Origin of the sequence: Atlantibacter sp., from assembly GCF_032062175.1 — a bacterium.
Taxonomy (GTDB): domain Bacteria; phylum Pseudomonadota; class Gammaproteobacteria; order Enterobacterales; family Enterobacteriaceae; genus Atlantibacter.
Window position 1 is genome coordinate 18,018 of sequence record NZ_DAMBQK010000003.1, and the last position, 24,479, is coordinate 42,496.

General features: G+C 58.2%; 22 protein-coding genes. 17 read left to right on the top strand and 5 right to left on the bottom strand.

Annotated elements, in window-relative coordinates:
* The first annotated feature begins 164 nt into the window (after positions 1-164).
* The 5 genes from RT120_RS04030 to RT120_RS04050 all read left to right on the top strand — a co-directional run bounded on the left by RT120_RS04030 (position 165) and on the right by RT120_RS04050 (position 5,694).
* The gene (locus RT120_RS04030) at positions 165-2,417 is read left to right on the top strand and encodes a TonB-dependent siderophore receptor (protein WP_312979733.1); all 2,253 of its coding nucleotides are present in this window, start codon (positions 165-167) and stop codon (positions 2,415-2,417) included.
* Positions 2,418-2,520: 103 nt separating this feature from the next.
* Complete coding sequence (locus RT120_RS04035) at positions 2,521-3,204, top strand: 4'-phosphopantetheinyl transferase superfamily protein (RefSeq protein WP_312979736.1); 684 nt, start codon at positions 2,521-2,523, stop codon at positions 3,202-3,204.
* Positions 3,205-3,384: 180 nt separating this feature from the next.
* Complete coding sequence (locus RT120_RS04040) at positions 3,385-4,107, top strand: nucleoside recognition domain-containing protein (protein WP_312979739.1); 723 nt, start codon at positions 3,385-3,387, stop codon at positions 4,105-4,107.
* Positions 4,104-4,571 carry a YjiG family protein gene (locus RT120_RS04045; RefSeq protein ID WP_312979740.1) on the top strand — a complete coding sequence of 156 codons (468 nt, stop codon included), beginning with the start codon at positions 4,104-4,106 and terminating at the stop codon, positions 4,569-4,571. The genes RT120_RS04040 and RT120_RS04045 overlap by 4 nt, the downstream gene beginning before the upstream one ends.
* A 10-nt stretch (positions 4,572-4,581) precedes the next feature.
* On the top strand, positions 4,582-5,694 hold the full coding sequence (locus tag RT120_RS04050) for a M20 family metallopeptidase (protein ID WP_312979742.1): 1,113 nt from the start codon (positions 4,582-4,584) through the stop codon (positions 5,692-5,694).
* A gap of 74 nt (positions 5,695-5,768) precedes the next feature.
* Here the strand turns inward: RT120_RS04050 and RT120_RS04055 are convergent, their stop codons facing one another.
* The gene (locus RT120_RS04055; protein ID WP_312979743.1) at positions 5,769-6,476 is read right to left on the bottom strand and encodes a GNAT family protein; all 708 of its coding nucleotides are present in this window, start codon (positions 6,474-6,476) and stop codon (positions 5,769-5,771) included.
* Positions 6,477-6,682: 206 nt separating this feature from the next.
* On the opposite strand from RT120_RS04055, the gene RT120_RS04060 reads away from it, so the two are divergent.
* Complete coding sequence (locus tag RT120_RS04060; RefSeq protein ID WP_312979745.1) at positions 6,683-7,804, top strand: YbdK family carboxylate-amine ligase; 1,122 nt, start codon at positions 6,683-6,685, stop codon at positions 7,802-7,804.
* Between the two features lie 265 nt (positions 7,805-8,069).
* Positions 8,070-9,974: a nitrate- and nitrite sensing domain-containing protein gene (locus RT120_RS04065; protein ID WP_312979748.1), complete on the top strand. Its 1,905-nt coding sequence runs from the start codon at positions 8,070-8,072 to the stop codon at positions 9,972-9,974.
* A gap of 35 nt (positions 9,975-10,009) precedes the next feature.
* Here the strand turns inward: RT120_RS04065 and RT120_RS04070 are convergent, their stop codons facing one another.
* A complete protein-coding gene (locus RT120_RS04070; RefSeq protein WP_312979751.1) occupies positions 10,010-13,099 on the bottom strand; it encodes a beta-galactosidase in 3,090 nt (1,029 codons plus the stop codon).
* Between the two features lie 187 nt (positions 13,100-13,286).
* Between RT120_RS04070 and RT120_RS04075 the strand changes: the two genes are divergently transcribed.
* A complete protein-coding gene (locus tag RT120_RS04075; protein ID WP_312979754.1) occupies positions 13,287-14,327 on the top strand; it encodes a LacI family DNA-binding transcriptional regulator in 1,041 nt (346 codons plus the stop codon).
* On the opposite strand, the gene RT120_RS04080 is transcribed toward RT120_RS04075, so the two are convergent.
* Positions 14,328-14,579 (bottom strand): DUF1158 domain-containing protein, encoded by a 252-nt coding sequence (locus tag RT120_RS04080; protein WP_312979756.1) that lies wholly within the window; start codon positions 14,577-14,579, stop codon positions 14,328-14,330.
* Between the two features lie 66 nt (positions 14,580-14,645).
* Entirely contained in the window at positions 14,646-14,990 is a 345-nt protein-coding gene (locus RT120_RS04085; RefSeq protein WP_312979759.1) for a RamA family antibiotic efflux transcriptional regulator, read from the bottom strand.
* Between the two features lie 256 nt (positions 14,991-15,246).
* On the opposite strand from RT120_RS04085, the gene RT120_RS04090 reads away from it, so the two are divergent.
* The 9 genes from RT120_RS04090 (at position 15,247) to RT120_RS04130 (ending at position 22,845) form a co-directional block, all read left to right on the top strand.
* Complete coding sequence (locus RT120_RS04090; RefSeq protein WP_312979762.1) at positions 15,247-15,831, top strand: TetR/AcrR family transcriptional regulator; 585 nt, start codon at positions 15,247-15,249, stop codon at positions 15,829-15,831.
* Between the two features lie 214 nt (positions 15,832-16,045).
* Positions 16,046-17,311 carry a 3-oxo-tetronate kinase gene (gene otnK / locus RT120_RS04095; protein WP_312979764.1) on the top strand — a complete coding sequence of 422 codons (1,266 nt, stop codon included), beginning with the start codon at positions 16,046-16,048 and terminating at the stop codon, positions 17,309-17,311.
* Positions 17,308-17,973 carry an aldolase gene (locus RT120_RS04100; protein WP_312979766.1) on the top strand — a complete coding sequence of 222 codons (666 nt, stop codon included), beginning with the start codon at positions 17,308-17,310 and terminating at the stop codon, positions 17,971-17,973. Before otnK ends, RT120_RS04100 begins: the two co-directional genes overlap by 4 nt.
* 5 nt (positions 17,974-17,978) lie before the next feature.
* Positions 17,979-18,773, top strand: a complete 795-nt coding sequence (locus RT120_RS04105) for a DeoR/GlpR family DNA-binding transcription regulator (protein ID WP_312979768.1) — start codon at positions 17,979-17,981, stop codon at positions 18,771-18,773.
* Positions 18,766-19,542 (top strand): hydroxypyruvate isomerase family protein, encoded by a 777-nt coding sequence (locus tag RT120_RS04110; RefSeq protein WP_312979769.1) that lies wholly within the window; start codon positions 18,766-18,768, stop codon positions 19,540-19,542. Before RT120_RS04105 ends, RT120_RS04110 begins: the two co-directional genes overlap by 8 nt.
* Before the next feature lie 29 nt (positions 19,543-19,571).
* Positions 19,572-20,378 (top strand): 3-keto-5-aminohexanoate cleavage protein, encoded by an 807-nt coding sequence (locus RT120_RS04115; protein WP_312979772.1) that lies wholly within the window; start codon positions 19,572-19,574, stop codon positions 20,376-20,378.
* A gap of 42 nt (positions 20,379-20,420) precedes the next feature.
* Positions 20,421-21,770, top strand: a complete 1,350-nt coding sequence (locus tag RT120_RS04120) for a bile acid:sodium symporter family protein (protein ID WP_312979775.1) — start codon at positions 20,421-20,423, stop codon at positions 21,768-21,770.
* A gap of 8 nt (positions 21,771-21,778) precedes the next feature.
* On the top strand, positions 21,779-22,198 hold the full coding sequence (locus RT120_RS04125; RefSeq protein WP_312979778.1) for a heme-binding protein: 420 nt from the start codon (positions 21,779-21,781) through the stop codon (positions 22,196-22,198).
* Positions 22,195-22,845 carry an aspartate/glutamate racemase family protein gene (locus RT120_RS04130; protein ID WP_312979780.1) on the top strand — a complete coding sequence of 217 codons (651 nt, stop codon included), beginning with the start codon at positions 22,195-22,197 and terminating at the stop codon, positions 22,843-22,845. Before RT120_RS04125 ends, RT120_RS04130 begins: the two co-directional genes overlap by 4 nt.
* 195 nt (positions 22,846-23,040) lie before the next feature.
* Here the strand turns inward: RT120_RS04130 and RT120_RS04135 are convergent, their stop codons facing one another.
* Entirely contained in the window at positions 23,041-24,459 is a 1,419-nt protein-coding gene (locus RT120_RS04135) for an MFS transporter (RefSeq protein ID WP_312979782.1), read from the bottom strand.
* Between the last annotated feature and the right edge of the window lie 20 nt (positions 24,460-24,479).

The window sequence follows — 24,479 nt, forward strand, 5'->3', positions numbered from 1 at the left end:
CAATAGCGTATTGGCGCGCATTATCCCGTTGTTTTTGTTCACTCACTGGCGTTTACCTGGCAGTCACCTCTGGTGCGCCAAAAATTTGTTAGACGACAACATGCTGCTATCCGCCCCTGGCACGGAAAAAGCGAGACACAGCAGAGAAAAGCAGGCAAAAAAAAATGAATAAGAAAATCCATTACTCCCTCGCCATGTTAATCAATCTGGGGATTTACGGCGCGGCTATGCCGGTTCTGGCAGCCGAGACCACAACCTCAGAAGATGGCGCGCAAACACACGAAGACACCATGGTCGTCACCGCCGCTGAGCAAAATTTGCAGGCGCCGGGCGTATCGACCATTACCGCTGAAGAGATCCGTAAAAACCCGCCAGCACGCGATGTCTCGGAAATCATCCGCACCATGCCGGGCGTTAACCTGACCGGCAACTCCACCAGCGGCCAGCGCGGCAACAATCGTCAGATTGATATTCGCGGCATGGGCCCGGAAAACACCCTGATCCTGATCGACGGTAAACCGGTAAGCAGCCGTAACTCGGTACGTCTGGGCTGGCGCGGCGAGCGCGACACCCGTGGCGATACCGGTTGGGTGCCGCCGGAAATGATTGAGCGTATCGAAGTGCTGCGCGGCCCGGCGGCGGCGCGTTATGGCGATGGCGCGGCGGGCGGCGTGGTGAACATCATCACCAAACGCAGCACCAATGAGTGGCACGGCACCTGGGACACCTACCTGAACGCACCGGAACACAAGCAGGAAGGTTCCACCAAACGCACTAACTTCAGCCTGACCGGCCCGCTGGGCGACAGCGTCAGCTTCCGCCTGTACGGCAATCTCGATAAAACCCAGGCCGACGCGTGGGACATCAACGAAGGCCATCAGTCCGAGCGTACCGGCACCTACGCCAACACCCTGCCAGCCGGGCGTGAAGGCGTCGAAAACAAAGACGTGAACGGCCAGCTACGCTGGGAGTTTGCCCCACAGCAGTCGCTGGAATTTGAAGCGGGCTATGGCCGCCAGGGCAACCTGTACGCGGGCGACACCCAGAACACCAACAGCAACGCACTGGTGAAGAGCAACTACGGCAAAGAGACCAACCGCCTGTATCGCCAGGATTACTCCCTCACCTGGAACGGCGGCTGGGACAACGGCGTGACGTCCAGCACCTGGGCGCAGTACGAGAAAACCCGTAACTCGCGCACCAATGAAGGCCTGGCGGGCGGCACCGAAGGGATCTTCTCTGACGCGCTGAAGTCCGATATCGATTTAAGCGATGTGACCCTGCACAGCGAAGTCAACCTGCCGCTCGACGTGCTGGTTAACCAGACGCTGACTCTGGGCACTGAGTGGACCCAGCAGCGCATGAAGGACCGCTCGTCCAACGTCCAGTCGCTGATTGAAGGCGGCCCGATCCCGGGCGTCGACAGCACCAACCGCAACCCGTATTCCAGCGCGGAAATTTTCTCGCTGTTCGCTGAAAACAACATCGAGCTGACCGACAGCACCATGCTGACGCCGGGCCTGCGTTTCGATCATCACTCCATCGTGGGCGATAACTGGAGCCCGGCGCTGAACCTGTCCCAGGGCCTGACCGACGATATCACCCTGAAAATGGGTATCGCCCGCGCCTATAAAGCGCCGAGCCTGTACCAGACCAACCCGAATTACATTCTGTACAGCCGTGGTCAGGGCTGTTACGCCAGCGCGGGCGGCTGTTACATGATGGGTAACGACGATCTGGATGCCGAAACCAGCATCAACAAAGAGATTGGCCTGGAGTACAAACACGAAGGCTGGCTGGCGGGCGTGACCTGGTTCCGCAACGACTATCGCGACAAAATCGAAGCAGGTTATGCGCCGATTGGCCGCACCAACAATGGCCGAACCACCACCGATATCTACCAGTGGGAAAACGTGCCGAAAGCCGTGGTTGAAGGGCTGGAAGGGACGCTGAACGTGCCGGTGACCGACACCGTTCAGTGGAGCAACAACATGACCTGGATGCTGGAGAGTAAAAACAAAACTACCGGCGATCGTCTGTCGATCATCCCGGAGTTTACGCTGAACTCCACGCTGAGCTGGCAGGTTCGCCAGGATATCTCTTTGCAGAGCACCCTGACCTGGTATGGCCGTCAGAAACCGAAGATGTACAACTACAAGGGCCAGCGCGTGGGTTATCCTGAAACCAAAGAAGTTAGCCCTTACAGCATCGTCGGCCTGAGCGGCACCTGGGATGCCACCAAAAACGTCAGCTTCACGACCGGTATCGATAACGTATTCGATAAACGCCAGTGGCGCGCGGGCAACGCCCAGACCACCGGCAACGCCAACACCAACTCCTGGATGTATGGCGCGGGTGCGGAAACCTATAACGAGCCAGGCCGTACTTACTTCGTGAGTGTGAATACTCGCTTTTGATTTAAGTGCCTGATAACAAGGGGAACTGCGGTTCCCCTTTTTTATTGGCGGGAACGCCCCGGTTATGCAACAGTAATCCACTCCTTCACTGCGCCGGAACCCGATGAATACCGAACTCGCCACGCTGTCGTTAAACCAGCACACGCTGTTTAGCCTGCGCTTCGACCCGGAAAGTTTTGCCCCGCAGGACTTGCTCTGGCTGCCGCATCATCCGTTGCTGGCTCGGGCGGTGATGTCGCGCAAAGCGGAGCATCTCGCCGGGCGGATAGCGGCGGTTCATGCGCTACGCCACGCGGGCGGCCCCGCTACGCCGCCGGGCATTGGCGCGCACCGAGAGCCGCTGTGGCCGCAGGGATATACCGGCAGTATTACCCATGCGGGCAGCCTGGCGCTGGCGGCGGCGAAGCCAATGGGCGAAGGCTTCTCCAGCCTGGGGATTGATTACCAGCCTCTGCTCACCGATAACGATGCCCGAAAGCTGGCCGACGGCGTGCTGTTTGGCGATGAGCGGGCGCGCCTGCAAGACGTGTCCGTTCCCTTTCATCTTGCGCTCAGCCAGATTTTTTCGGCTAAAGAGAGCTTGTTTAAGGCATTGTTCCCCGCCGTGCAAAGCTGGTTTGGTTTCGAGTGCGCGCAGGCGGTGGCGCTGACTTCTGACGTTGTGACGCTGGAGCTCACCTGTGCGCTGGGGCATTTTCCAGTTGATTCACGCTTTGATATCGCTTGCCTGACGTTTGCCGACGGTATAGTGACGTTTGCCGACATCCCGCCTTTTGATGGTCAATAACGCCGGGTTTAGTGGAAAAGGTAATACATTCAACCCGCTTATCTGAAATGCGCAGCCTCACAGAACCAGCATCCAATCCAATAACCACACAGGTAACATGACTATCGTCAATTTTTCCTGATGACCAGCCAGTAATGATACGGCGGCGAGGCGTTCGCGTGTAATCACAAGGAAAATGAAATGGATAAGTTCGATACGCAGGACAACCGTCCGGGCATCGGCGCGTATATCGCGCTGGCGTTCGCGGCGGTGTTCTTTTCAGGATTGTTAGGCGGGAAAGAGTGGTACGGGGTGTTTGATTTCACCACCCTGAATGGCGCGTTCGGTAAAGTGGTCAGTAAAGTCAGCCTGAACGGCGATGAGCTTGTCACCGCCACCAGCGCGTTTCGCGGCACCGGCGGCCAAGGCGCAATGGACGGGTTTCTGTTTGCCCTCGGCCTGATCCCCGCCGTAATGTTCGCGCTGGGCATGATCAACGTGCTGGAGCACTACGGCGCACTGCGGGCCGCCAGGCGGCTATTGACTCCGCTGCTGCGTCCGCTGCTGGGTATCCCCGGTACCGCCGGGCTGGCGCTGATCGGCAGCCTGCAAAGCACCGACGTCGGGGCGTCGTTAACCCGAAATCTGGCCGATGAAGGGCAAATCACCGAAAGCGAAAAAGATATTTTCGCCATGTTCCAGTTCTCCGCCGGGGCAATGATCACCAACTTTTTCTCCTCTGGCGCGGTGCTGTTCACTCTGATCGCAGCCGACGGTACCACGGCGGTCCCCGCTTCTATCGGTGCCTGCGTGGCGGTGATGTTTATTATGAAAATCGCTGGCGCGAACATTCTGCGTCTGATCCTCAAAATCAGCGATAAGAAAGCCCAACAGCGTCTGGATACACAAGGAGAAGCATCATGAGTGCGCAGGGAAATGCCAAACCGGTGATCACCGATGTATTTGTTGAAGGCGCACGCAAAGGCTGGGGCATCGCCACGTCCAGCACGCTGCCCAATGTCGTGATGGCTTTCATCATCATCAAAGCGCTGGAAATTACCGGCGCGCTAAAAGGGCTGGGGATGATTTTCGCCCCACTGATGGGACTCTTCGGCCTGCCGGGTGAAGCCGCCGCGGTGCTGATTGGCGGATGGATGTCGATGGGCGGCGGGATTGGCGTTGCCATCGGCCTGTTCGAAAAAGGCATCATCACGGGCGAGCATCTGGCGATCCTCGCCCCGGCTATTTATTTAATGGGCTCGCAGGTGCAATATCTTGGCCGTATTCTCGGCGTGATTGGCACCCGCGCCAAACGCATTCCGCTTATGATCGCAATTTCTGTGGTCAACGCATTTATCGCCATGCTGCTTATGCGCGTGATTATCTAAGGAGAGACAAATGGATTTGAAATTATGGACTGACGAGCTGCGCCAACTGGTTAACGTTGACTGCGGCACCGGGACAATCGACGGCGTCGCACAGGTGGCGGATATTCTGGCAACGCTGTGGGCCAAAGAGGGTTGGCAGTGCCAGAAGGTGGATCTCGGTACGGCGGTTGGGCCCGGCGTGTTAGTCACCAATAAACCTCACGCCACCCATTTTGATGTGCTGCTGATCGGCCACCTGGATACCGTGTTCCCCGCCGGAACCGTGGCGCAGCGCCCAATGAGCCAGGACGATACGCGTATTTACGGACCGGGTTCATCAGATATGAAAGGCGGTCTGCTGAATATTCTCTGGGCGATGCGCGCAATGGAGAAAAGCGACCTGCAACGCCTGTCGATTGCCGTCGCCATGAACCCCGATGAAGAAACCGGTTCGGTGCATTCCCATCAGTGGCTGGGCGAGTTGGCGGAGCGTTCGCGCCACGTGCTGGTGTGCGAAGCGGCGCGGGCAGACGGCTCGCTGGTCAACGCCCGCAAAGGGCTGGCGGGCTATGAATTAACCTTTACCGGCGTCGCCGCCCATGCGGGCAACGACCCAGAAAAAGGCCGTTCGGCAGTGACCGCGCTGGCGCACAGTATCCTGGCGATTAACGCGCTGGCGGATGTGGAGCGCGGCACCACGCTCAACGTCGGCGTGGTCAGCGGCGGCGATGCGTCGAATATTGTTGCGTCCTGGGCGAAAGCGGAAGTCGACCTGCGCTTCTGGGAAAACAGCGAAGATGAGCGGGTCAACCGCGCGCTGCTCGACCTGTGCGAAAAAGGTTTTATGGAGGGCGTGACCACCACGATTACCCGTCTGAACCATAAGCCGGCGATGGCGATCAACGCGCAAACCGAAGGGTTGATGAAAATCGTCGAGCGCGCCGGAGAACAGGAAGGCGTGGCGATTAGCTGGAAGGCGGTCGGCGGCGGCAGCGATGCCAACTATACCTCCGCGCTCGGCATTCCTACCCTGGATGGCTTAGGTCCGATCGGCGCCGGTTTCCACAGCCCTGCTGAATATCTGGAAATCGCGTCCGTCGAGCCACGCATCCGCCTGCTGAAGCGGGTTGTTAGTATGTTGTAATTACTATGCCCGGTAATCCGGTTGTTCCGGGATGCCGGGCGTTTTAGCCTTTATTCCGCTATTCCGCTATTCCGCTATTCCGCCGCCAGCAAATCCCCTAAGCGCTGTATCTGCCTGCCATCCGCGTCATAATTATCCACCGCCAGCCAGCGGGTTAACGCAGCGTTAATGCGCGACCATTCGCTATCCAGCATTGAGAACCAGTCGGTATCCCGATTGCGGCCATTTCTGACCATCGCCTGACGAAAGCGGCCTTCATACGTAAAGCCTAAGCGCGCCGCCGCCGCGCGTGAAGCGGCATTCAGGGAGTCGCATTTCCATTCAACCCGGCGATAGCCCGCGCCAAAGGCCGCCGTTAATAACAGCCACTGCGCCTCGGTGCTCATCGGAGTGTGTTTCATTTTCGGCGACCAGGTGACATGGCCGATTTCTACCACGCCGTTGACCGGGTCAATGCGCATAAAGCACACCACGCCCACCGCCCGCCCGCTGGCCTGTTCAATAACGGCCCAGGGGATCAGACTGTCGTCGGCAATTTTGCCCTGCACCCAGTGCCAGGTGGCCTGGCGGGTATCGGGCCGCGACGCGCCGAGCCACGTCCAGTCGCGGTCATCCGCCGCCTGTTGATACGCAAGAAACAGATCGTCGCTATGCCGTTCGGCATTCAACGGCTCCAGGCGGCAAACCCGGCCCTGAAGCGGCGTGCGCGGCAACGGCTGCGTGCCATGCCAGCCGGGGAGTACATCACCGACCGGCTGACCATAAGGGTTAATTTCGGGCATCGCTTTCTCCGGTTACATGCGCGCTGCAATGAAAAGTCATTAATCATACAAAGGATAAATCAATAAAAGGCCAACATCAGCGCAAAATTATTGCCCGGGTTAACCGCGCCCCTGAAACGCCGCGTTTTTCAGACTTGTCTTTCATCTGTAACCTTTCCCCCGCTGGCTATACTTTTCAGGGTTAACGCCTAAAAAAGTGAGCCACTATGCCTCTTACGCCTTTTACCGCTTCCGAACCCTACACGCTGGGAATTGAGCTTGAGCTGCAAATCGTCACGCCGCCAGGCTGGGATTTGAGTCAGGATTCCACCACCCTGATTGATGAAATTGCGGGCCAGATTAGCGCGGGGGAAGTTAAACACGACATCACCGAAAGCATGCTGGAGATTGCCACGGGGGTGTGCAAAGACATTCACCAGGCCAGCAGTCAGTTTTCCGCCTTGCAGCAGGTAATTCTGGCCGCCGCAGGACGCCATCACCTGGCGATTTGCGGCGGCGGGACGCACCCCTATCAGAAATGGCAGCGCCAGGAGATCTGCAAGAGCGAGCGCTATACCCGGACGCTGGAAAGCTTTGGTTATCTGATGCAGCAAGCCACGGTGTTTGGTCAGCACGTGCATATCGGCTGTCGTAACGGTGATGACGCGATTTATCTGCTGCACGGTTTATCGCGCTTCGTGCCGCATGTTATCGCCCTGTGCGCCGCGTCGCCGTGGATCCAGGGCACCGACACCCAGTTTGCTTCCTCGCGGCTGAATATCTTTTCCGCCTTCCCGGATAACGGCCCCGCGCCGTTTGTTGAAAACTGGCAGCAGTTCGAGACCATGTATCACCATCTGGAACGCAGCCGCATTATTGAATCGATTAAAGATCTGCACTGGGATATTCGCCCCAGCCCAGGCTTCGGCACCGTGGAAGTGCGGGTGATGGATACGCCGTTGACCATGACCCGCGCCGTCAACGTGGCGGGCTTCCTTCAGGCGCTGGCCAACTGGCTGCTGGAGGAACGTCCGTTTACGCCAAAACGCGACGACTATTTGCTTTATCGCTTTAACCGTTTTCAGGCCTGCCGTTACGGCCTGAAAGGCACGTTAACCGATGTCTGCACCGGGCGGCACACATCCATTGCTGAAGATATCTTGCACTATATCCCAATACTGATGCCTTACGCGCAGCGGTTGAACGGAGAAAGCGCGCTGCATGATATTGAACGGATTGTGCGCACCGATCAGAGTGACGCCAAACTGATGCGCGAATTTATTGCCAACGGCGGCGTGCTGTCGGAAATGGTCAGGCGAATGACTGAAATCTGGGCGGCACCTCTGTAATTATTTTGTCTTATGCCTGGTGTATTATTTCCAGGCATAAGCAAAAGTTATTTCTGTGCTTATTAATCACCGCGACAAACTATTTTTTTACGCGCGATAATTAATGAACGCTTTATTAATCTGGATCGTAAAATTAACTCTAAAGAGTTATTCAAAATATTCCATCAAATGGAATTTCCAATAGCTGTGCCATTAGCACTAAAGTAAATAAATTCTCCCTCCGATAAGCCTTAAATCAACCTGCCATTATTTGAGGGAATCTTCCATGTTATGGATATATCGTATTTCGATGAAAATGAAATTATTCATCGCGCTGTTGCCATTGTTACTGGCGTTATTGTGGTTGGGCGGTTCCGGGATTGCCGAACGAATCACGGCACAGAGGCAGATGGAAAATATGGCGACATTGACCCAGCTTGCGATTATGGCCGGTGAAGTGGTCCACGAGTTGCAAAAAGAGCGTGGAATGAGTGCCGGTTATTTAGGGGCCAAAGGTCAGGGATTTCGGGATGAACTGGTCGCCCAACGCCAGTTAACCGACCAGGCGCTGACGCGTTTTGATCAGGCGTTTACCCGCATCGATCCGCAGATCCTCTCCGGGCATGTTGCCGACGCGCTTAAGCGTTTTGAGCAAACCCGCCAGCAATTTACCCCGCTGCGCCAGCAGGTCAGCGACGTCGCTATTGAAACCAATAACGCGCTGGCGAATTACACCGTTAGCGTTACCACGCTATTGAATATTGTTTCCGATATCAGCCATCTCTCCCCTTCCGGCGAAATAGTGAATCAGTTGGCCGGTTATTTCAGCCTGCTGAATGCCAAAGAACAGGCCGGTATTGAACGGGCGCTGTTATCGAATATCTTTTCTGCCGACCAGTTTGCGCCGGGCCAGTTTCAGCGCCTGAGCAATGTGGTGGGCAAACAGGAAGCCTGGCTCAACGCGGCGCGGCGTTTTTTAACCCCGGTCCAGGCACAGGCGCTGGACGCCGCGCTGGCGCAGCCGAAGGCCGCCGACGCGTTGGCTATTCGTGATGCGGCTATTGCCAAAGCCGACTTCGGCGGGTTTGGCGTGAAAGCCACCACCTGGTTCGCCATTCAGACCCAGCGCATCGAGATCTTAAAAACCCAGGAAGACGCCTCCGCCAACAACCTGCTGGCTACCGCCGCGCGGCTGGCGGATGAAGCGCACGCCGCCTGGCTGCGTTTCCTGACCATTAGTTTGCTGGCGCTGATCGGGGCGCTCACCATCGCCGTGATAGTCGCGCGCAGTATTCATCGCCAGTTGCAGTCGACGCTGCGGGAGATTGCCGCGATGGAAGGCGATTTAACCCGCCGCCTGACGGTGCCCGGCAACGATGAGCTGTCGTCGCTGAATCGCGCCTATAACCACGCGATTGAAAATATTCAGCATATCGTTAGCGAGATTAAATCCGGTGCCACGGTGCTGCGCCACGCCAGCGCCACTATCGCCGACGGCAACCAGAACCTGGCCCAGCGCACCGATGAGCAGGCGGCCTCGCTGGTGGAAACCGCCGCCAGCATGGAGCAGATCTCCACCACCATCAACCTGACGGCGGACAGCGCCCGCGAAGCAGAAAAACTGACGCTCGCCATGCAGCAGGAGGTGAACCAGGCCAATACGGTAGCGGCCCAGGCCAGCCAGAGTATGGAAGCCATCCGCGCTTCCAGCGAGCAGATTTCCAGCATCATCAAGTCGATTGACGATATCTCGTTCCAGACCAACCTGCTGGCGCTGAATGCGGCAGTGGAAGCGGCGCGCGCCGGGGAGTCCGGGCGCGGTTTTGCGGTGGTGGCAACGGAAGTGCGTAACCTGTCGCAGCGCTGCGCCAACCAGGCGCAGCAAATCCGCGAACTGGTGAATGAGAATATGGCGAAGATTGGCGAAGGGGTGGATCGGGTGACGGCATCCGGTAAAGCGTTGCAGTTGGCCGCCGAGCAGAGCGACCGGATGCGCGAATACATCACCGATATTGCCCGCGCCGCTGAGGAGCAATCCCTGGGCGTGGCGCAGGTGCATCTGGCGCTCAGCCAGCTGGAACAGGTAACGCAGCAGAACGCCGCGCTGGTGTCCCAGGCCGCCAGCGAAAGCCAGAGCCTGGATCAGCAAAGCGAAGCCATGGCGGAGTTAGTGGATCGCTTTGTGGCGTAAATCGCGTCGCCCTGCGAGGGGCGACGTATTCAGGGCTAGCGCATCCACAGGCTGACAACATAGCGCCAGCGGGTGTCGTTCAGCAGGAACTGTGGCTGCACGCTCGGCGTCCAGGAGTCGTCGCCGCCGATGCCCATATGCTGCCCGTCGAGGGTGATCCATACGCCCTCTTCCGGCTGCATCCGGTGCCAGTGGTCGACGCGGGTTAGCTGTTCCGTGCTCCAGGGTTGCAGCGAGAAATGAAAATCTCCTTCTATCTGCCATTTGCCCCACTGGAGCTGCCGGGTATCACAGCGCAGGCCGTTTTCCGTCGGGAAGATATACGGCGTATGCATCTGTTCAACCGGCAATTCCCAGCGGGAGAACCGCGCGCTGCTTTTGCGATCCGGGTAATTTTCGTGCGGGCCGAGGCCCAGCCACGATACCTGCGCCGGTTGCGGCTTAACCTGGAAACGTAGCCCGGTGCGCGCCAGCGGCGGCACGTCCCCGCCCCGCTCGCCGCTGACTGCGATATGTAGCTTCCCGGCGTCGTCAAAGCGCATTTCCCAGCGCGACATTAACACCACGCCCTGCGCGTTACGGTAGTGCCAGACGCTTTCAATCATCACTTCATGGGCGCGCGCCTCGGCTTCACAGTGAATGCAGGTGGTTTGAAGATCGTACAGCCCGGCGCTTTTCCAGCGCTCCACCCAGGCGTTAGGATCGATGCGATGCACTTCGCTGACGCCGATATCGTTATCCAGCGGCGCGCGCACGAACTGATCCTCAAGCGGCGACAGCAATTGCGGCTCGCCGTCGATTTCCCACTGGGTGAGCCGCCCGCTGGCGCGCGTAACCTGCCAGCGCTGATTGTTCCACTGTACGGTGAAGGCATCATCCGTGATCACCAGCGACGGCGCAGCGCCGCGAGGCGCTGGCGGTTCGATCACCAGCGGCGCGGCCAGGGAAAACTGCTGCCAGGCGACGCGGTGACCGGCGTCAGACCAGGCCGTGGCATTGGGTTGAATCACCTCTAACTGGAGCCAGACATCGCGAGCGTTGTCCGGCAGCGCCAGCGTATCGGCCAGCGTCAACACGGCGTCGGCTTCCGGTTCCAGAGCCAGCGCCAGTTCCCCTTGCGTCACCACCTGCCCTGCGTTCTCCACCCGCCAGGACAACGTTTCGTTATCGGTATGGCGGAACAGGTATTCGCTGGCGATGCGCACGGTTAACGGCTGCTGGCTGACCAGCGCGAACCGGAAGTGCTGCTGGGCGTGTTTGGCTTCCGTCAGCGACGGATGCGGGGTGCGATCCGGGAATACCAGACCGTTCATGCAGAACTGGCGGTCGTTGGGTTTGTCGCCGAAATCGCCGCCGTAGGCCCAGCCGGTGGTGCCGTCGTCGAAGGTTTTGACAATCGCCTGGTCGGCCCAGTCCCAGATAAAACCACCCTGTAAGCGCGGATAATCCCGGAACGCCTGCCAGTAGGCGGCAAAATTACCCAGGCTGTTGCCCATCGCGTGGGCATATTCGCAGAGGATCAGCGGGCGCTGCTCTCCCGGCAAACTCAGCCACTTTTTGATGCTCCACTTCGGCACCGCCGGGAACGGCTGATCCTGTTCAACGCGGGCATACATCGGGCAGATGATGTCGGTGGCGGCAGTATCCGCGCCGCCGCCTTCGTACTGCACCGGGCGCGACGGATCGGCCGTTTTCACCCAGCGGTACAGCGCGTCGTGCGTTGCGCCGTGGCCGGACTCGTTGCCCAGCGACCAGATAATAATGCTGGGGTGATTGCGGTGGCACTGCACCATCCGGGTGACGCGGGCGCTGAAGGCCGCGAACCACTCCGGGTCGTCCGACAGGCGGTTCATCGGCTCCATGCCGTGGGTTTCAATATTGGCTTCATCCACCACGTACAGGCCGTAGCGGGTGCAAAGCTCATACCAGCGCTCCACGTTCGGGTAGTGGGAACAGCGCACGGCGTTGAAGTTGTTCTGCTTCATCAGCAGGATGTCCTGAATCATATCCTCTCCGGTGACCACCTGGCCGCGCTCGGGATGATGCTCATGACGGTTAACCCCGCGGATCAACAGAGGTTTGCCGTTGAGGGTCAGCAGGCCGTTGTTGATCTCCACGCGCCGGAAGCCCAGGTCACAGGCTTCGGTTTCCAGCAGGGTATCGTCCTGCCACAGCGCCGCCACCAGCCGGTAGCAGTGCGGGGTTTCGGCGCTCCACTTTTTCGGTTCGCGCACCGGCAGGCGGTAAAAGCCGCGCTCGGGATAGTTGCCGCGTTCGTCCACCGGCGCACTGCCCGGCTTGCCGCGCAGTTGCGCCACCTGTTCGTCACCGTCCCACAGGATGAGTTCTACGGTTACGTTCGCGAGCTGTGCGGCGGGCGCGGCAAAGCGCAACGCGACATCGACCCACCCATCGCGGTACGTGTCGTCGAGCTGCGGGGTGGCCTGCAAATCCGCCAGATGGCAGGCGGGTTTATTCAGCAGCCACACCGAACGGAAAATGCCGCTCATTCGCCACATATCCTGATCTTCCAGCCAGGTGCCTGCGCTCCAGCGCATCACCATGACGCACAGCCGGTTTTCACCCGCGTTAAGGAACGGCGTGAGATCGAATTCCGCTGGCAGGCGGCTGTCCTGGGAATAGCCCACCCAGACGCCGTTACACCACAGATGAAACGCCGAGTTGACGCCGTCAAAGATAATCCGCGTCTGGCCGTTATCCTGCCACTGCGGGTCGAGCGTAAACGTGCGCGAGTAGCAGCCGGTCGGGTTCTGTTCCGGGACGCGCGGCGGCTGGGTATCGATGGGATAACGCACGTTGGTGTAAATCGGCGCGTCGTAACCCGCCATCTGCCAGTTTGACGGCACCGCCAGCGGCGCGCTGTCCGGCAGATCGGCGTCGATCCACGCCGCTTCCACCGTCTGCGGGCGGGCGGCGTAATGGAATTGCCAGACGCCGTCCAGCGACCGACGCCGGGCGCTGGTTTCTGCATCGCGCGCGGCTTCTACGCTCTGCCAGCTGGAGAACAGGGGGTGCGCGTCCAGCCGGTTGAGATGGGTAATAGTGGGGTTTTGCCAGTCCTGGCGCGCCAGGATCTCATTGAAGGTGGGCTGTTGCTGAGTCATCGGAGTTGGTCGCCTTAAATGTCATACGTACTACATATGGCGAACGTTATCGCGTAATGGTGCGTTTTCAGCAATTGCAGCGCGTCAACTCTCGGGCGGGCATCACAGAAATCAGTGATATACCCGCTACAATGTCGTGTCTGAATCATTTCATGTTAACGCACGACATTCACCACTGGAAAACTCCATGACGCGCCGCATAGCTACCCTTGACGATGTCGCCAGACTGGCTGGCGTCTCCCTGCAAACCGTTTCGCGGGTATTAAACAGCCCCGACAAAGTGGCGGCGCGCACCCAGGACGCGGTGCATAAAGCGATGCGCGAACTGCACTACGTGCCAAACCGGTCTGCCCAGTTGCTGGCGGGAAAAGTGCTGCCTGCTATTGGCCTTATCAGCGCGTCGCTGACGTTACACGCCCCGTCGCAAATCGCCGCGTCGGTCAAAACCCACGCCCAGGCGCGCGGGCTGGACGTGTCGATCGCGATGCTCAACCACGCAGATTACGGGGCGTTGCAGGCGGCGCTGGCGGAGTGCCGGGCGCAAAACATTCGCGGCGCGATCGTCAATTTGCCGCTGGAAAGCGCGATGGCGGAGCAGCTCGCGCGGGAGAACCCGGATATCCACTGCCTGTTTCTCGACGTGCCGCCGGACAGCGAAGTCGCCAGCCTGTTGTTCGATCACCAGCAGGGATGCCGGGCGACTCTCGATCATTTGTGGAGTTTGGGGCATCGGGAATTTGGTTTTTTAGCCGGGCCGGAGAGCGCCATTTCCGCCCGGTTGCGGCTGTACGCCTGGCGCGATACCCTGCACCGCAACGGCGGGCACCAGGCGCTTACGGCCTTCGGCGACTGGAGCGCAGGCAGCGGCTTTACCCGCACCGTGGAGATGCTGGCACGGCAACCGACACTGTCAGCGATTGTCGTGGCGAACGATCAGATGGCGTTGGGGGTGTTAAGCGCGCTGGCGCAGTTGAATCGCCGGGAGATTTCGGTCACCGGCTACGACGACACGCCGGACAGCCAGTATTTCCAGCCCGCCCTGACCACGGTGGCGCAGGATTTCCACCTGCTGGGCGAGCGTGCGGTGGCGCTGTTAGCCGCGCCGGAGCGCCGCCACACCCTGTTGCCGACGCGGCTGATGGTCCGGCAATCCACCGCGCCGAAACCCGATGCCGCATCGCGCGATAGGCTTATCGCGCAGCTAAAAGCGCTGGTCAATCACCTTTAATTACACGCGCTCGATGGAAAACCAGCGCCGCCAGATAAACCGGATAACGGCATATTCCAGCGCACCCAGCAGTAAAAACCAGATGCAGAAAATAATGGTGTAAAGCTGGTTCAAATCCACCAGATGGAAGGTGTCCATCAGCTGTTTCGCCAGTGACAGCGTCAGCGCGGGCGCGGGCAGCAGCAGGCAGGAGAGAAAAGCCAGCAGCAAAATGCCGCCTGCGGTCACCAGTGTTTCGAGTGGATGTTTCATTGGATGTTACGCCCGAGTTAAAACGGGCATTGTCCGGGAATTTGTCTGGCCTTGCAAACCGTGGCGCTAGTGGAATGCGCTGTCACCACCATGACGGCGATAGTTGCCCGGCGACATATTGAATTTGCGGGTAAACAACCGGGTAAACGACTGCTGGGATTCAAATCCGTATTTCAGGGAGATATCCAGCACCCGCGCGTCGGTGCTGCGGAGATCCTGAGCCGCCAGCCGCAGCTTTTTCTCGCGGATGTAGCGCCCGAGACTTTCGCCGGTGTGATGTTGAAAGAGCCGCTGCAAATGCCATTTTGAATAGCCCGCATGGCGCGCGATGTCATCAATGCGCAGCGGTTTATGCAAATTGTCATCAATCCAGCCGGTAATGGTTTCGATAACCTGAGCGGGTAGTTCCATGCCTGTTCCCCTTCACTCGCCGTGACACACGTTAGTTCTCCCCTCATTCCTTTGTACAACGCCGTCTTTTGTTACCTGAAAAGTTGAGATCCCGCACAGGTTACAGAAAACCCTACGTCAGACATTGATAATGAGTGAGTAAACACTCATTATAGAAACGATGCGTAAAGCGTCAACCGGTTTTTCAACCATTCCCGGCGGCTTGCAGCGATGCGGCCTCCGTGTTTCAATCTGCGGTCCTGATGACTGGAGGGTAATGTTAGTGGCTCGTCCCCGTAGTGAAGATAAGAGAATCGCGCTGCTTGATGCGGCAACTGAAGCCATCGCCAGTGCGGGCATTGGCGCATCTACTGCGATGATTGCCCGTGGCGCGGGCGTGGCGGAAGGCACCCTGTTCCGCTATTTCTCTACCAAGGACGTGTTGCTGAACGCGCTGTATCTGCATCTTAAGATCGAATTTTGCCGTTCGATCCTCGAACAGCCAGAGCGCCCGGCAGACAGCAAAGGACTCACGCGCTATATCTGGGACCGGCTGATCGACTGGGGTCTCGCCCACCCGATTGCCCACCAGGCGATGCGCCAACTGGCCATCAGCGACAAAATCACCGAAGAAACCGAGCAGCAGGTTAACGACAGCAATCCTGAACTGCATCAGATGTGTGAGAAGTCTATTCTGCCGCTGTTTTTAAGTCCGCCGTTTCGCCGCTTTGGCGACACCATTTTCTTTGCGCTGGCGGAAACGACGATGGAATTCGCCACCCGCGAACCGCAACGCACCGAGGAGTTTAAAACGGTGGGTTATGAAGCAATGTGGCGCGCGCTGGGCAGGCAGGATTTGTGAAAATTTGTGCATTCCAGTGATGTTCACGAATTTTCACAAGGTAGTGTGAAGCGAAAAAATCCCGCCTTGATTAATGACTAATTTAATTTCAAATAGTTAATCATTCTGAGCCACCCATTCAGGATGGTAATATTTGTGAGACCTGTCGTGGGAATGTGAAGCCCGCTTTTGAATAATGATCTCATTCGAAAGCAGAGCGACAGGAAACAGCCTCATGGCCCTTCTTACCGGCGTTATCGCCGATGATTTTACCGGCGCGACGGATATCGCGGGATTTATGGCGCAGCAGGGATTGCAGGTGGCGCTGCTGCCCGGTGTCCCGGCTCCCGACGCCCGCTGGCAGGACGACGCTGACGTCATTGTCATCTCCCTGAAAAGCCGCTCGCTGCCCGCCGATGAGGCCATTCGCCAGACGCTGTGCTGCGCGCAATGGCTGAAAGAGGTTGCAGGCGCCCGGCAGATTTACTTCAAATACTGTTCCACTTTTGATTCCACTCCGGCAGGTAATATCGGCCCGGTCAGCGACGCGCTGATCGAGCAGACGCAATGCCGCGCCATTATTCATAGCCCGGCGCTGCCGCAAAATGGCCGTACCCTGGTGCACGGGCATCTGTTTGTTAATGGCGTGCTGTTAAATCAGTCCGGCATGGAAAATCATCCGATTAACCCCATGTGGGACGCCAGGCTGGTGGAATTACTGAGGCCACAAACGCACGGCAAGGCGGCAGTGATTAATCTTGCCACGGTGCGCGCCGGGGTCGATGCGGTGCGCGAGCGATTTCAGGCACTTGAAGCCGAAGGGTTCCGCCATATCGTGGTGGATGCGCTCACCGAACAGGATTTGGCAGTACAGGCCAGCGCGTTTGGCGACTTACCGCTGTTGGCGGGCGGTTCCGGCCTCGGCGGCGCGCTGGCGGCCCGTGCAGCGATCCAGGCTAAAACCGCAGAACATTTCGCCTTCCCGCAACATAAAAAAGCGGTGGTGCTGTCGGGCAGTTGTTCAGCCATGACCAACCGCCAGGTTAATGCTTACAAAGCGAAAGCTCCGGCGCTGGCGCTGGACATCGAGAACTGCCTCAGCGATGACGCGCAGTACATTGACTCCCTTGCCGACTGGGTAGACGCGCACAGCGACAGCGCCCTCGCCCCGCTGGTTTACGCGACCCAGCCGCCAGACCAACTAAAAGCCACCCAGCAACGCTTCGGGGAACGCGCCGCCAGTGCCGCCGTGGAGCATACCTTCGCCCAGTTGGCAGCGCGGCTGCTGGAACGCGGCTTCAATACGTTTATCGTGGCGGGCGGCGAAACCTCCGGCACCACGGTGGATGCGCTGAAGGTAAAACGCCTGAAGGTAGGCCGCCCGATTGTCCCCGGCGTGCCCTGGGTGCAGGAAACCGCACGCCAGCTCTCACTGGCCCTGAAATCCGGCAATTTTGGCGATGAAGATTTCTTTTTCCGTGCACAGGAGTACCAGGCATGAGTCGTTACGCCATCAGCGCCGAAGAGACCGCGCTGCGTCAGCAACTGGTTCATTATGGTCGTTCGCTGTTTCAGCGCGGCTACAGCAGCGGCGGTTCCGGGAATATCAGCGTGAAACTGCCCGATGGCGGCTTTCTGGTCACGCCGACCAATTCCTGCCTTGGTGAGTTAGAGGTCGACAGCCTGAGCCGCTTAAACGCCAACGGCGAGCATATTGGCGGCGACCGTCCGTCAAAAGAAGTACCGATGCATATGGCGTTTTATCAGCGCCGTCCGGCCTGCGGCGCAGTGGTGCATCTGCATTCACCGTGGCTGACCGCCCTCGCCTGCCTTCCCTGCGAGACGCCAGAAAACTGTCTACCGCCGCTGACGCCCTATTACGTGATGCGCATCGGCAAGCTGCCTTTGCTGCCCTACTTCCGCCCCGGCCATAGCGATATCGCCGTGGCGCTGTATGAGGTAGCGGGCCAGCACACTGCGGCGCTGCTCGCCAATCACGGCCCGGTGGTATGCGGCGGCACACTGCGCGAAGCGGTATTCAATATTGAAGAACTGGAAGACAGCGCCCGTATCTGGCTGACCTTAAAACCGCTGGGCCACGTTCCGCTAAGCGATGCCGCCATCGCGGAACTGGAGCAGGTTTACAGAGCAAAAATGGGGTAACGCTAATGATCCCGGAACAACGACGCGATTTTATCTATCGCTATGTGCATGAAAAAAACGTCGCCTCTTTTAACGAGCTGGCGGAGTTGCTGAACGTGTCGCACATGACCGTGCGCCGCGACATCCTGGCGCTGGAAGAAGAAGGCAAAGTGGTGCTGATCAACGGCGGCATCAAGCTGAATAATTTACTCAAGCTGGAGCTGCCATGGCGCGAAAAAGCCGAACTCAACCATGAAGTGAAGCGCAAAATGGGCGAACTGGCGGCGATGCTGATTGAGCCGGGCCAGACCCTTTATCTCGACGCGGGCACCTCGATTTTTGAAGTCGCCAAAGCGGTGGCGGCCAGCAACTGTTTTAACCTGACGGTGGTAACCAACGATTTCTCCATCAGCCATTATCTGATGGATATGCCGCACATCACCCTGTACCACACTGGCGGCCTGGTAGAAAAACGCAACCGTTCGTGCCTCGGAAAAAGCGCCGCCAGTTTTCTCAGCACCATCAATATCGACGTGGCGTTTATCAGTTCGTCCTCATGGGATCTGGAACGCGGGATGTCGACGCCGGATGAAGGCAAGGCGTCGGTGAAAGAGAGGGTGTTGCAGGTGTCGAAACGGCGGGTTCTGGTGTCGGACAGCAGCAAATTCGGCAAATATGCCATGTTCCATATCTGCGCGCTGTCGCAGTTGACCGACATTATTTGCGACACGGCGCTGCCGGATGATGCGCGCCAGACGCTGGCGGCGCAAAACCTCAAGCTGCATCTGGTGTCCACCGAACGGGAGCAAAACCATGCCTAAGTTCGCCGCGAATATCAGTTGGCTGTTCACCGAACTGCCGTTTGTGGAGCGCTTCGCCCGCGCCCGCGCAGCAGGGTTTACCGGCGTGGAGTGCCTGTTTCCGTATGCAGTGCCGCTCGCTGAACTCTGCACGGCGCAGCAGCAAAGCGGCCTGCCGGTGGTGTTAATCAACGCGCCGCCGGGTGACTGGGAACGCGGCGCTCGTGGGCTGGCGGCGCAACCGGACTGCGATGAGGCGTTTATCGACGCGATCCTGTTAGCCCGCGAATACGCCAGCGCCCTCGGCTGCCGACAGGTACACGTAATGGCGGGCCATCGGGTGAATAGCCTAAGTGAACAGCAGCAGTACCAATTATTGATTCAACGGTTACGCCAGGCAGCCAATTTACTGGCGGAAAAAAATATCAGCGTTTTAATTGAGCCGTTAAATAAAGAAGATATGCCGGGCTATTTTGTGAATAGCTTTCCGCTTGCGGAAAAAATCATTCACGATGTCGGGTGTGAAAATATCGGTTTACAGTTCGATATTTATCACTGCCAGAAATTGCACGGTAATATTATTACCCATATTCAGCGTTATTTACCGATCACCCGTCATTACCAGGTTGCTTCCTCGCCCGGACGTAATGAGCCGGGAACCGGCGAACTAAATGATAACTGGATTTTTTCGCAAATCGATAATATGAACTATCACGGCTGGGTGGGTTGTGAATATCAGCCATTAACACCGCCAGGTGCCGATATTCACTGGCTGGCGCCGTATAAATAAAAAAATACTCTGACCCTGAGGAACTAATTATGTCCGATCGCGTGATTATTTCGCTGGCGCCCGTCGCCGCGGATTGCCCCCGAGTAGAACCCAATGAAGTGGCGAATGAGATTTTAGCCTGCGTGGAGGCCGGTGCCGCTATTGTGCATCTCCATGTGCGCGACCCGCAGGGAAAACTCACCCCCGACACCCACTACTTTGAACAGACTATCGCGCCAGTTATGGCGCAGTCTGACCTGATTATTCAGGCTTCAACCGGCGGCGTATCGCAAATGACGATTGCCGAACGCTGCGCGCCGCTGGCCTGCCGGGGCGTTGAAATGGCCTCGCTAAACGTCGGCTCGGTAAACCTTGGCGATAACGTCTACTTTAACCCGACGCCGGATGTGGAATATTGCTCACGCCATATTGTCGAGCGCGGTATTATTCCCGAGTTTGAAGTATTCGAAATCGGCATGATTAATAATATCCTGGCGCTTCAGGAGAAAATTAATTTCAGCCAGCCGATGCTGTTTAATATTGTGTTAGGCCATCGCGGTAGCACTCCCGCCACCATTGACGCATTAATTGCCATGCGCAGCATGATCCCGCGCGACGCATTATGGGGGATTACCCATTTTGGCCGCCGCGATTTTGGCTTAATTGCCGCCGCCGTGGGCATGGGAGCCTGCGAAGTCCGAATTGGCTTTGAAGACAGTTATTATATTAATGCCAGCGAAACCGTTACCCGAAATGTATTACTGGTGGAAAAACTCGCCGCGCTGATCCGCAGCCAGGATAAAGAGGTTGCGACGCCGGAATACGCCCGCAAACTGCTGAATATTCGACATCGTTAATTTCACTAATAATAATACTCAACGCCTCCGGGAGGCATCACAATGACCATCAACGCAGCAGTCTATAAAGCTGGCCTTGCGGCCAGCGCCGCTGGCGCGCTTATTGCCGTGGTCGGCGCGCTTATGCAGGCCACTAATATCTGGCATGGCGGCCTGGTTTTAGGGGTAACGGGTTTTGCCATCGGTGCGGGATTCTGGCCTGCGCTACGCAGCTACCAGTTTACGCTGTGGATCATCGCCGGGTTTGTCGCCGCGATGGTGTACGCCAGCGAACTGATTATCTGGGGCGGCTTTAATATCACCCACAAATGGATCGTGTTCCTGGTTATCCAGGCCACCATGTTCAGTATGGGCACCAAGTTGACCATCCAGGATTTTATCGACGTCGCCAAAATGCCCTGGGCGGTCTTTGTCGGCACCTTCTGCCATTTCCTGATCATGCCGCTGCTCGGCTTTGCGCTGACCATTATGTTTGATTTCCCGCCGGAAGTGGCGGTGGGCATTCTGCTGATCGGTGCCTGTCCGAGCGGATTGTCCTCTACGGTGATGGTGTATATCGCCAATGCCAATCTGGCGCTGGCGGTCTCCATCTGCGCGGTGTCGACGCTCGCCGCCACCATTATGACGCCGCTGTGGGTCAACCTGCTGGCGGGTTCGCTGATTGATATCAAGCTGATGTCGATGATCATGGACGTCATTAAAATCGTGCTGATCCCGATTGGCGCGGCGATCCTCAACGATTACCTGAGAAGCTATGCCTCACTGCGCGGACGGCGCATCGTGCAAGGGTTGGCGGCGATCAGCGCCTGCTGGCTGCTGTTTATGGTGTTCGGCGGCTGGAACAGCCTGTTTGAAGGCGCGTCAGCGGATGCGCAGATGTTTGCCGTGGTGGCGAACTTCTTCGCGGGCGGGATTATCTGGAGCCTGTTCTACAACTGGCTGACCCAGCAGAAACCGAAAATCCAGAGTTACATGCCGAAGGTGTCGATGATCGGGATTATTTTCTTCACCACCACGGCCGCCGCTGCCGGACGCGACAACCTGATGCAGGTGGGTATTTTGCTCTGCGTCGCCATGCTGCTGCACAACCTGGGGGGTTTCACTATCGGTTATCTGATGAGCCGCTTCATTTTCCGCATGGATGTGCAATCCGCCCGCACCGTGGCCTTTGAAGTTGGCCTGCAAAACGGCGGCATGGCTTCCGGCCTCGCGGCGGCGATGGGCAAACTGGCGACGGTGGGCCTGGCCTCGGCGGTCATGACACCGCTTGGCAACGTCAGCGGCTCGCTGCTCGCCAACTACTGGCGTAAAAAAGACGCCCGCGCCGCAAAGTCTGCCGCCCAGAGCAGCGCGGCGGTGGATAAACCTTACTCTTCTGAACAGACCTTATAGGGAAAACCATGAAAACTCTGACCTTACAACAGGCGCGCCAGGCGGTGGACTACGCCTTACAGCTGGCGCAGGAAACTTACGCGCAGCGCCCGCTCAGCGTGGCGGTAAGCGATGCCAACGGCGATTTGCTGGCCTTCGCCCGCATGGACGGTGCGAAACTGCTGACTATCGAACTGACGCAGCGCAAAGCCCGCACCAGCAGCCGTCTGGGCTGCACCACCCAGGCGTTTTTACAGCGCCTGCAAACCGAACAGCTGGATATCGGCTACTTTGGCGACCCGCTTTTCACGGCGCTGCCGGGGGGGATTCCGATATCCGACGGCAGCCGCTGCATCGGCGCAGTGGCCATTGGCGGCCTGTCCGCTAAAGAAGATCACGAAGCGGCGCAGGCCGTCGCCCACTTTCTCAATGAGGAGATCCCGGCATGAAAAAGGTAGCCCTGTTCCACACCAGTTCCGCGACGCTTGCGATGATGCAACAATTGATTGGCGACATCATGCCGGATGCGGACGTGATGCACATTATTGAAGAGTCGATGATCAAACAGGTGATGAAAAACGGCGGCGTGACGCCGGATATCAGCGCACGCATCGCCGGGTATATTCAGGTGGCGGAAAAAGCCGGGTGCGAGATTTTTATGACCGCCTGTTCCTCGATTGGCGGCGCGGTGGAGCAATGCCAGTTTATGACGCCGCTACGGCTGGCACGCATCGATTGCGCCATGGTGGATGCCGCGATTGCGAAAGGCGGGCGTCTGGCGGTGCTGGCAACCGTTGGCACCACGCTGGAACCGACGCTGGCCTATGTGAAGCGTAAAGCCGCCGAAGCGGGTAAATCGCCGGAAATTACACCGTTGCTGATGTCGGAGGCGTTTACCGCGCTGCTGGCGGGCGATATGGCGACGCACGACGTCATCGTTGCAGAAGGGCTGAAGCAGGCGTTCGCCACCAGCGATGTGGTGATGCTGGCGCAGGCGTCGATGGCGCGGGTATTGCAGCAACTGCCGGAGCCGCCGGTGCCGGTGCTGACCTCGCCGGAAAGCGGGATTAAGTGGCTTAGCGCTGAAGCGAAATAAAGGGTGAGGTTCCGTTTTTTTGTAAGATGGAAGGGTTCCGTTCGCTCAGACTACGTTCATCTATGCGGCTTCAGTGACGGCGAACGTGTCAGGGACGCTCGCGTACTCCGGTGCCAAATATTGACACGAAAGCCAATGCGAACGGAACAATTCCACTTTACTAATCACAGCCCAGCCTCCTGCCAGCAGCATCCTCTATCGAGTCCGCCAGGCCTCCCTGGCATTCCCCTCCCCTTTCACGGCGTCGCCGCCCTTCTCCGGCGTAATCGCCTCCAGCGAATACCCCTTCGTATTCACCCCCCACGCCAGCAACACCACAACCCCCGCCGCGAGCACTGACGTCGTCATCGTAAACACCCCGGCGAAACCCAGCGACGCAGAGAACACCCCGATAATCGACGGTGCCATAATGCTGCCGACGCGGCCAAAGGCGCTGGCGAAACCACAGCCCGTAGCGCGAATGGCGGTAGGGAAACTCTCCGGCGTATAGGCATACAGCCCGGCATAACAGCCATTCAGGAAGAATGACAGAACCGCCGCCGCAGCGACAATCGCCCCGGCGCTGTCAGCCTGGCTCAGACACCAGGCGCTGATCGTGCTGCCCACCAGATACAGCGCGATGGTGCGTTTGCGATCGAGCCAGTCGGAACAAACGGCAGCAGAGAAATACCCCGGTATTTGCGCAATATAAATAATGATCGAAAACTCAAAACTGCGGGTCACGGTAAATCCACGTTCGACTAAGAGTGACGGTATCCAGGCGAAAAATCCGTAGTAGCAGAATGTCACCACAAACCAAATCGCCCAAATCACCGTGGTCTGGCGGCGCATCGGTTGCCCGAACATAATCACCAGGCTTTTGAGCAGGCCGGGCGATGGCGCAGGTGCCACCGTCGGCTCTACCTCACGCGGCGCATCCACCGGCGGCAGCGGTTTGCCGGTAGCGGCGATCACCTGGCTTTCCAGCGTTTCGACAATCACGCGCGCTTCGTCGGTGCGGCCTTTGCCCAGCAGGAAGCGCGGGGATTCCGGCAGGCTACGACGCCACCACAGCAGCATCAGGATGGGCAATGCGGTAATGACTTGCGCATAACGCCAGCCATCTTCGAACTCCGGCACCACAAAACGGCCCAGCAGCGCGGCCCCCACGAAGCCGAACGAGAAGAAACCGGCCAGTGAGCCAATAAACCAGCCGCGTTTTTTCGGCGGGATAAACTCGCTTAAGAATGGCGCGATAATGACGCTTTCGGCCCCGGTCCCGACGCCAGCCAGCACGCGGGCGATAACGAATACCGTAAAGTTGGGCGAAAACGCCGCGACCAGCGTCATTACGCAGTAAATCGCCAGCGCCCAGCACATCACCGTCTTACGACCAAAACGGTCCCCCACGTAGCCCGCCAGCAGCGCGCCAATCAACACGCCAATCGGCGTGGCGGAGCCAACCAGGCCCAGTTCGGCCCCGCTCAGCGACCAGACATCGCGCAGCGCGGGCAGTAAAAAAGCGATAATGGCGACGTCCATGCCATCAAAGGTGTATCCCAGTCCACCTATCAACAACAACATGTAATGCGGACGGCTCAACGGGAGCCGGTCGAGACGATGTAACAGTGACATAAGCGCATTCTCATCTTAAA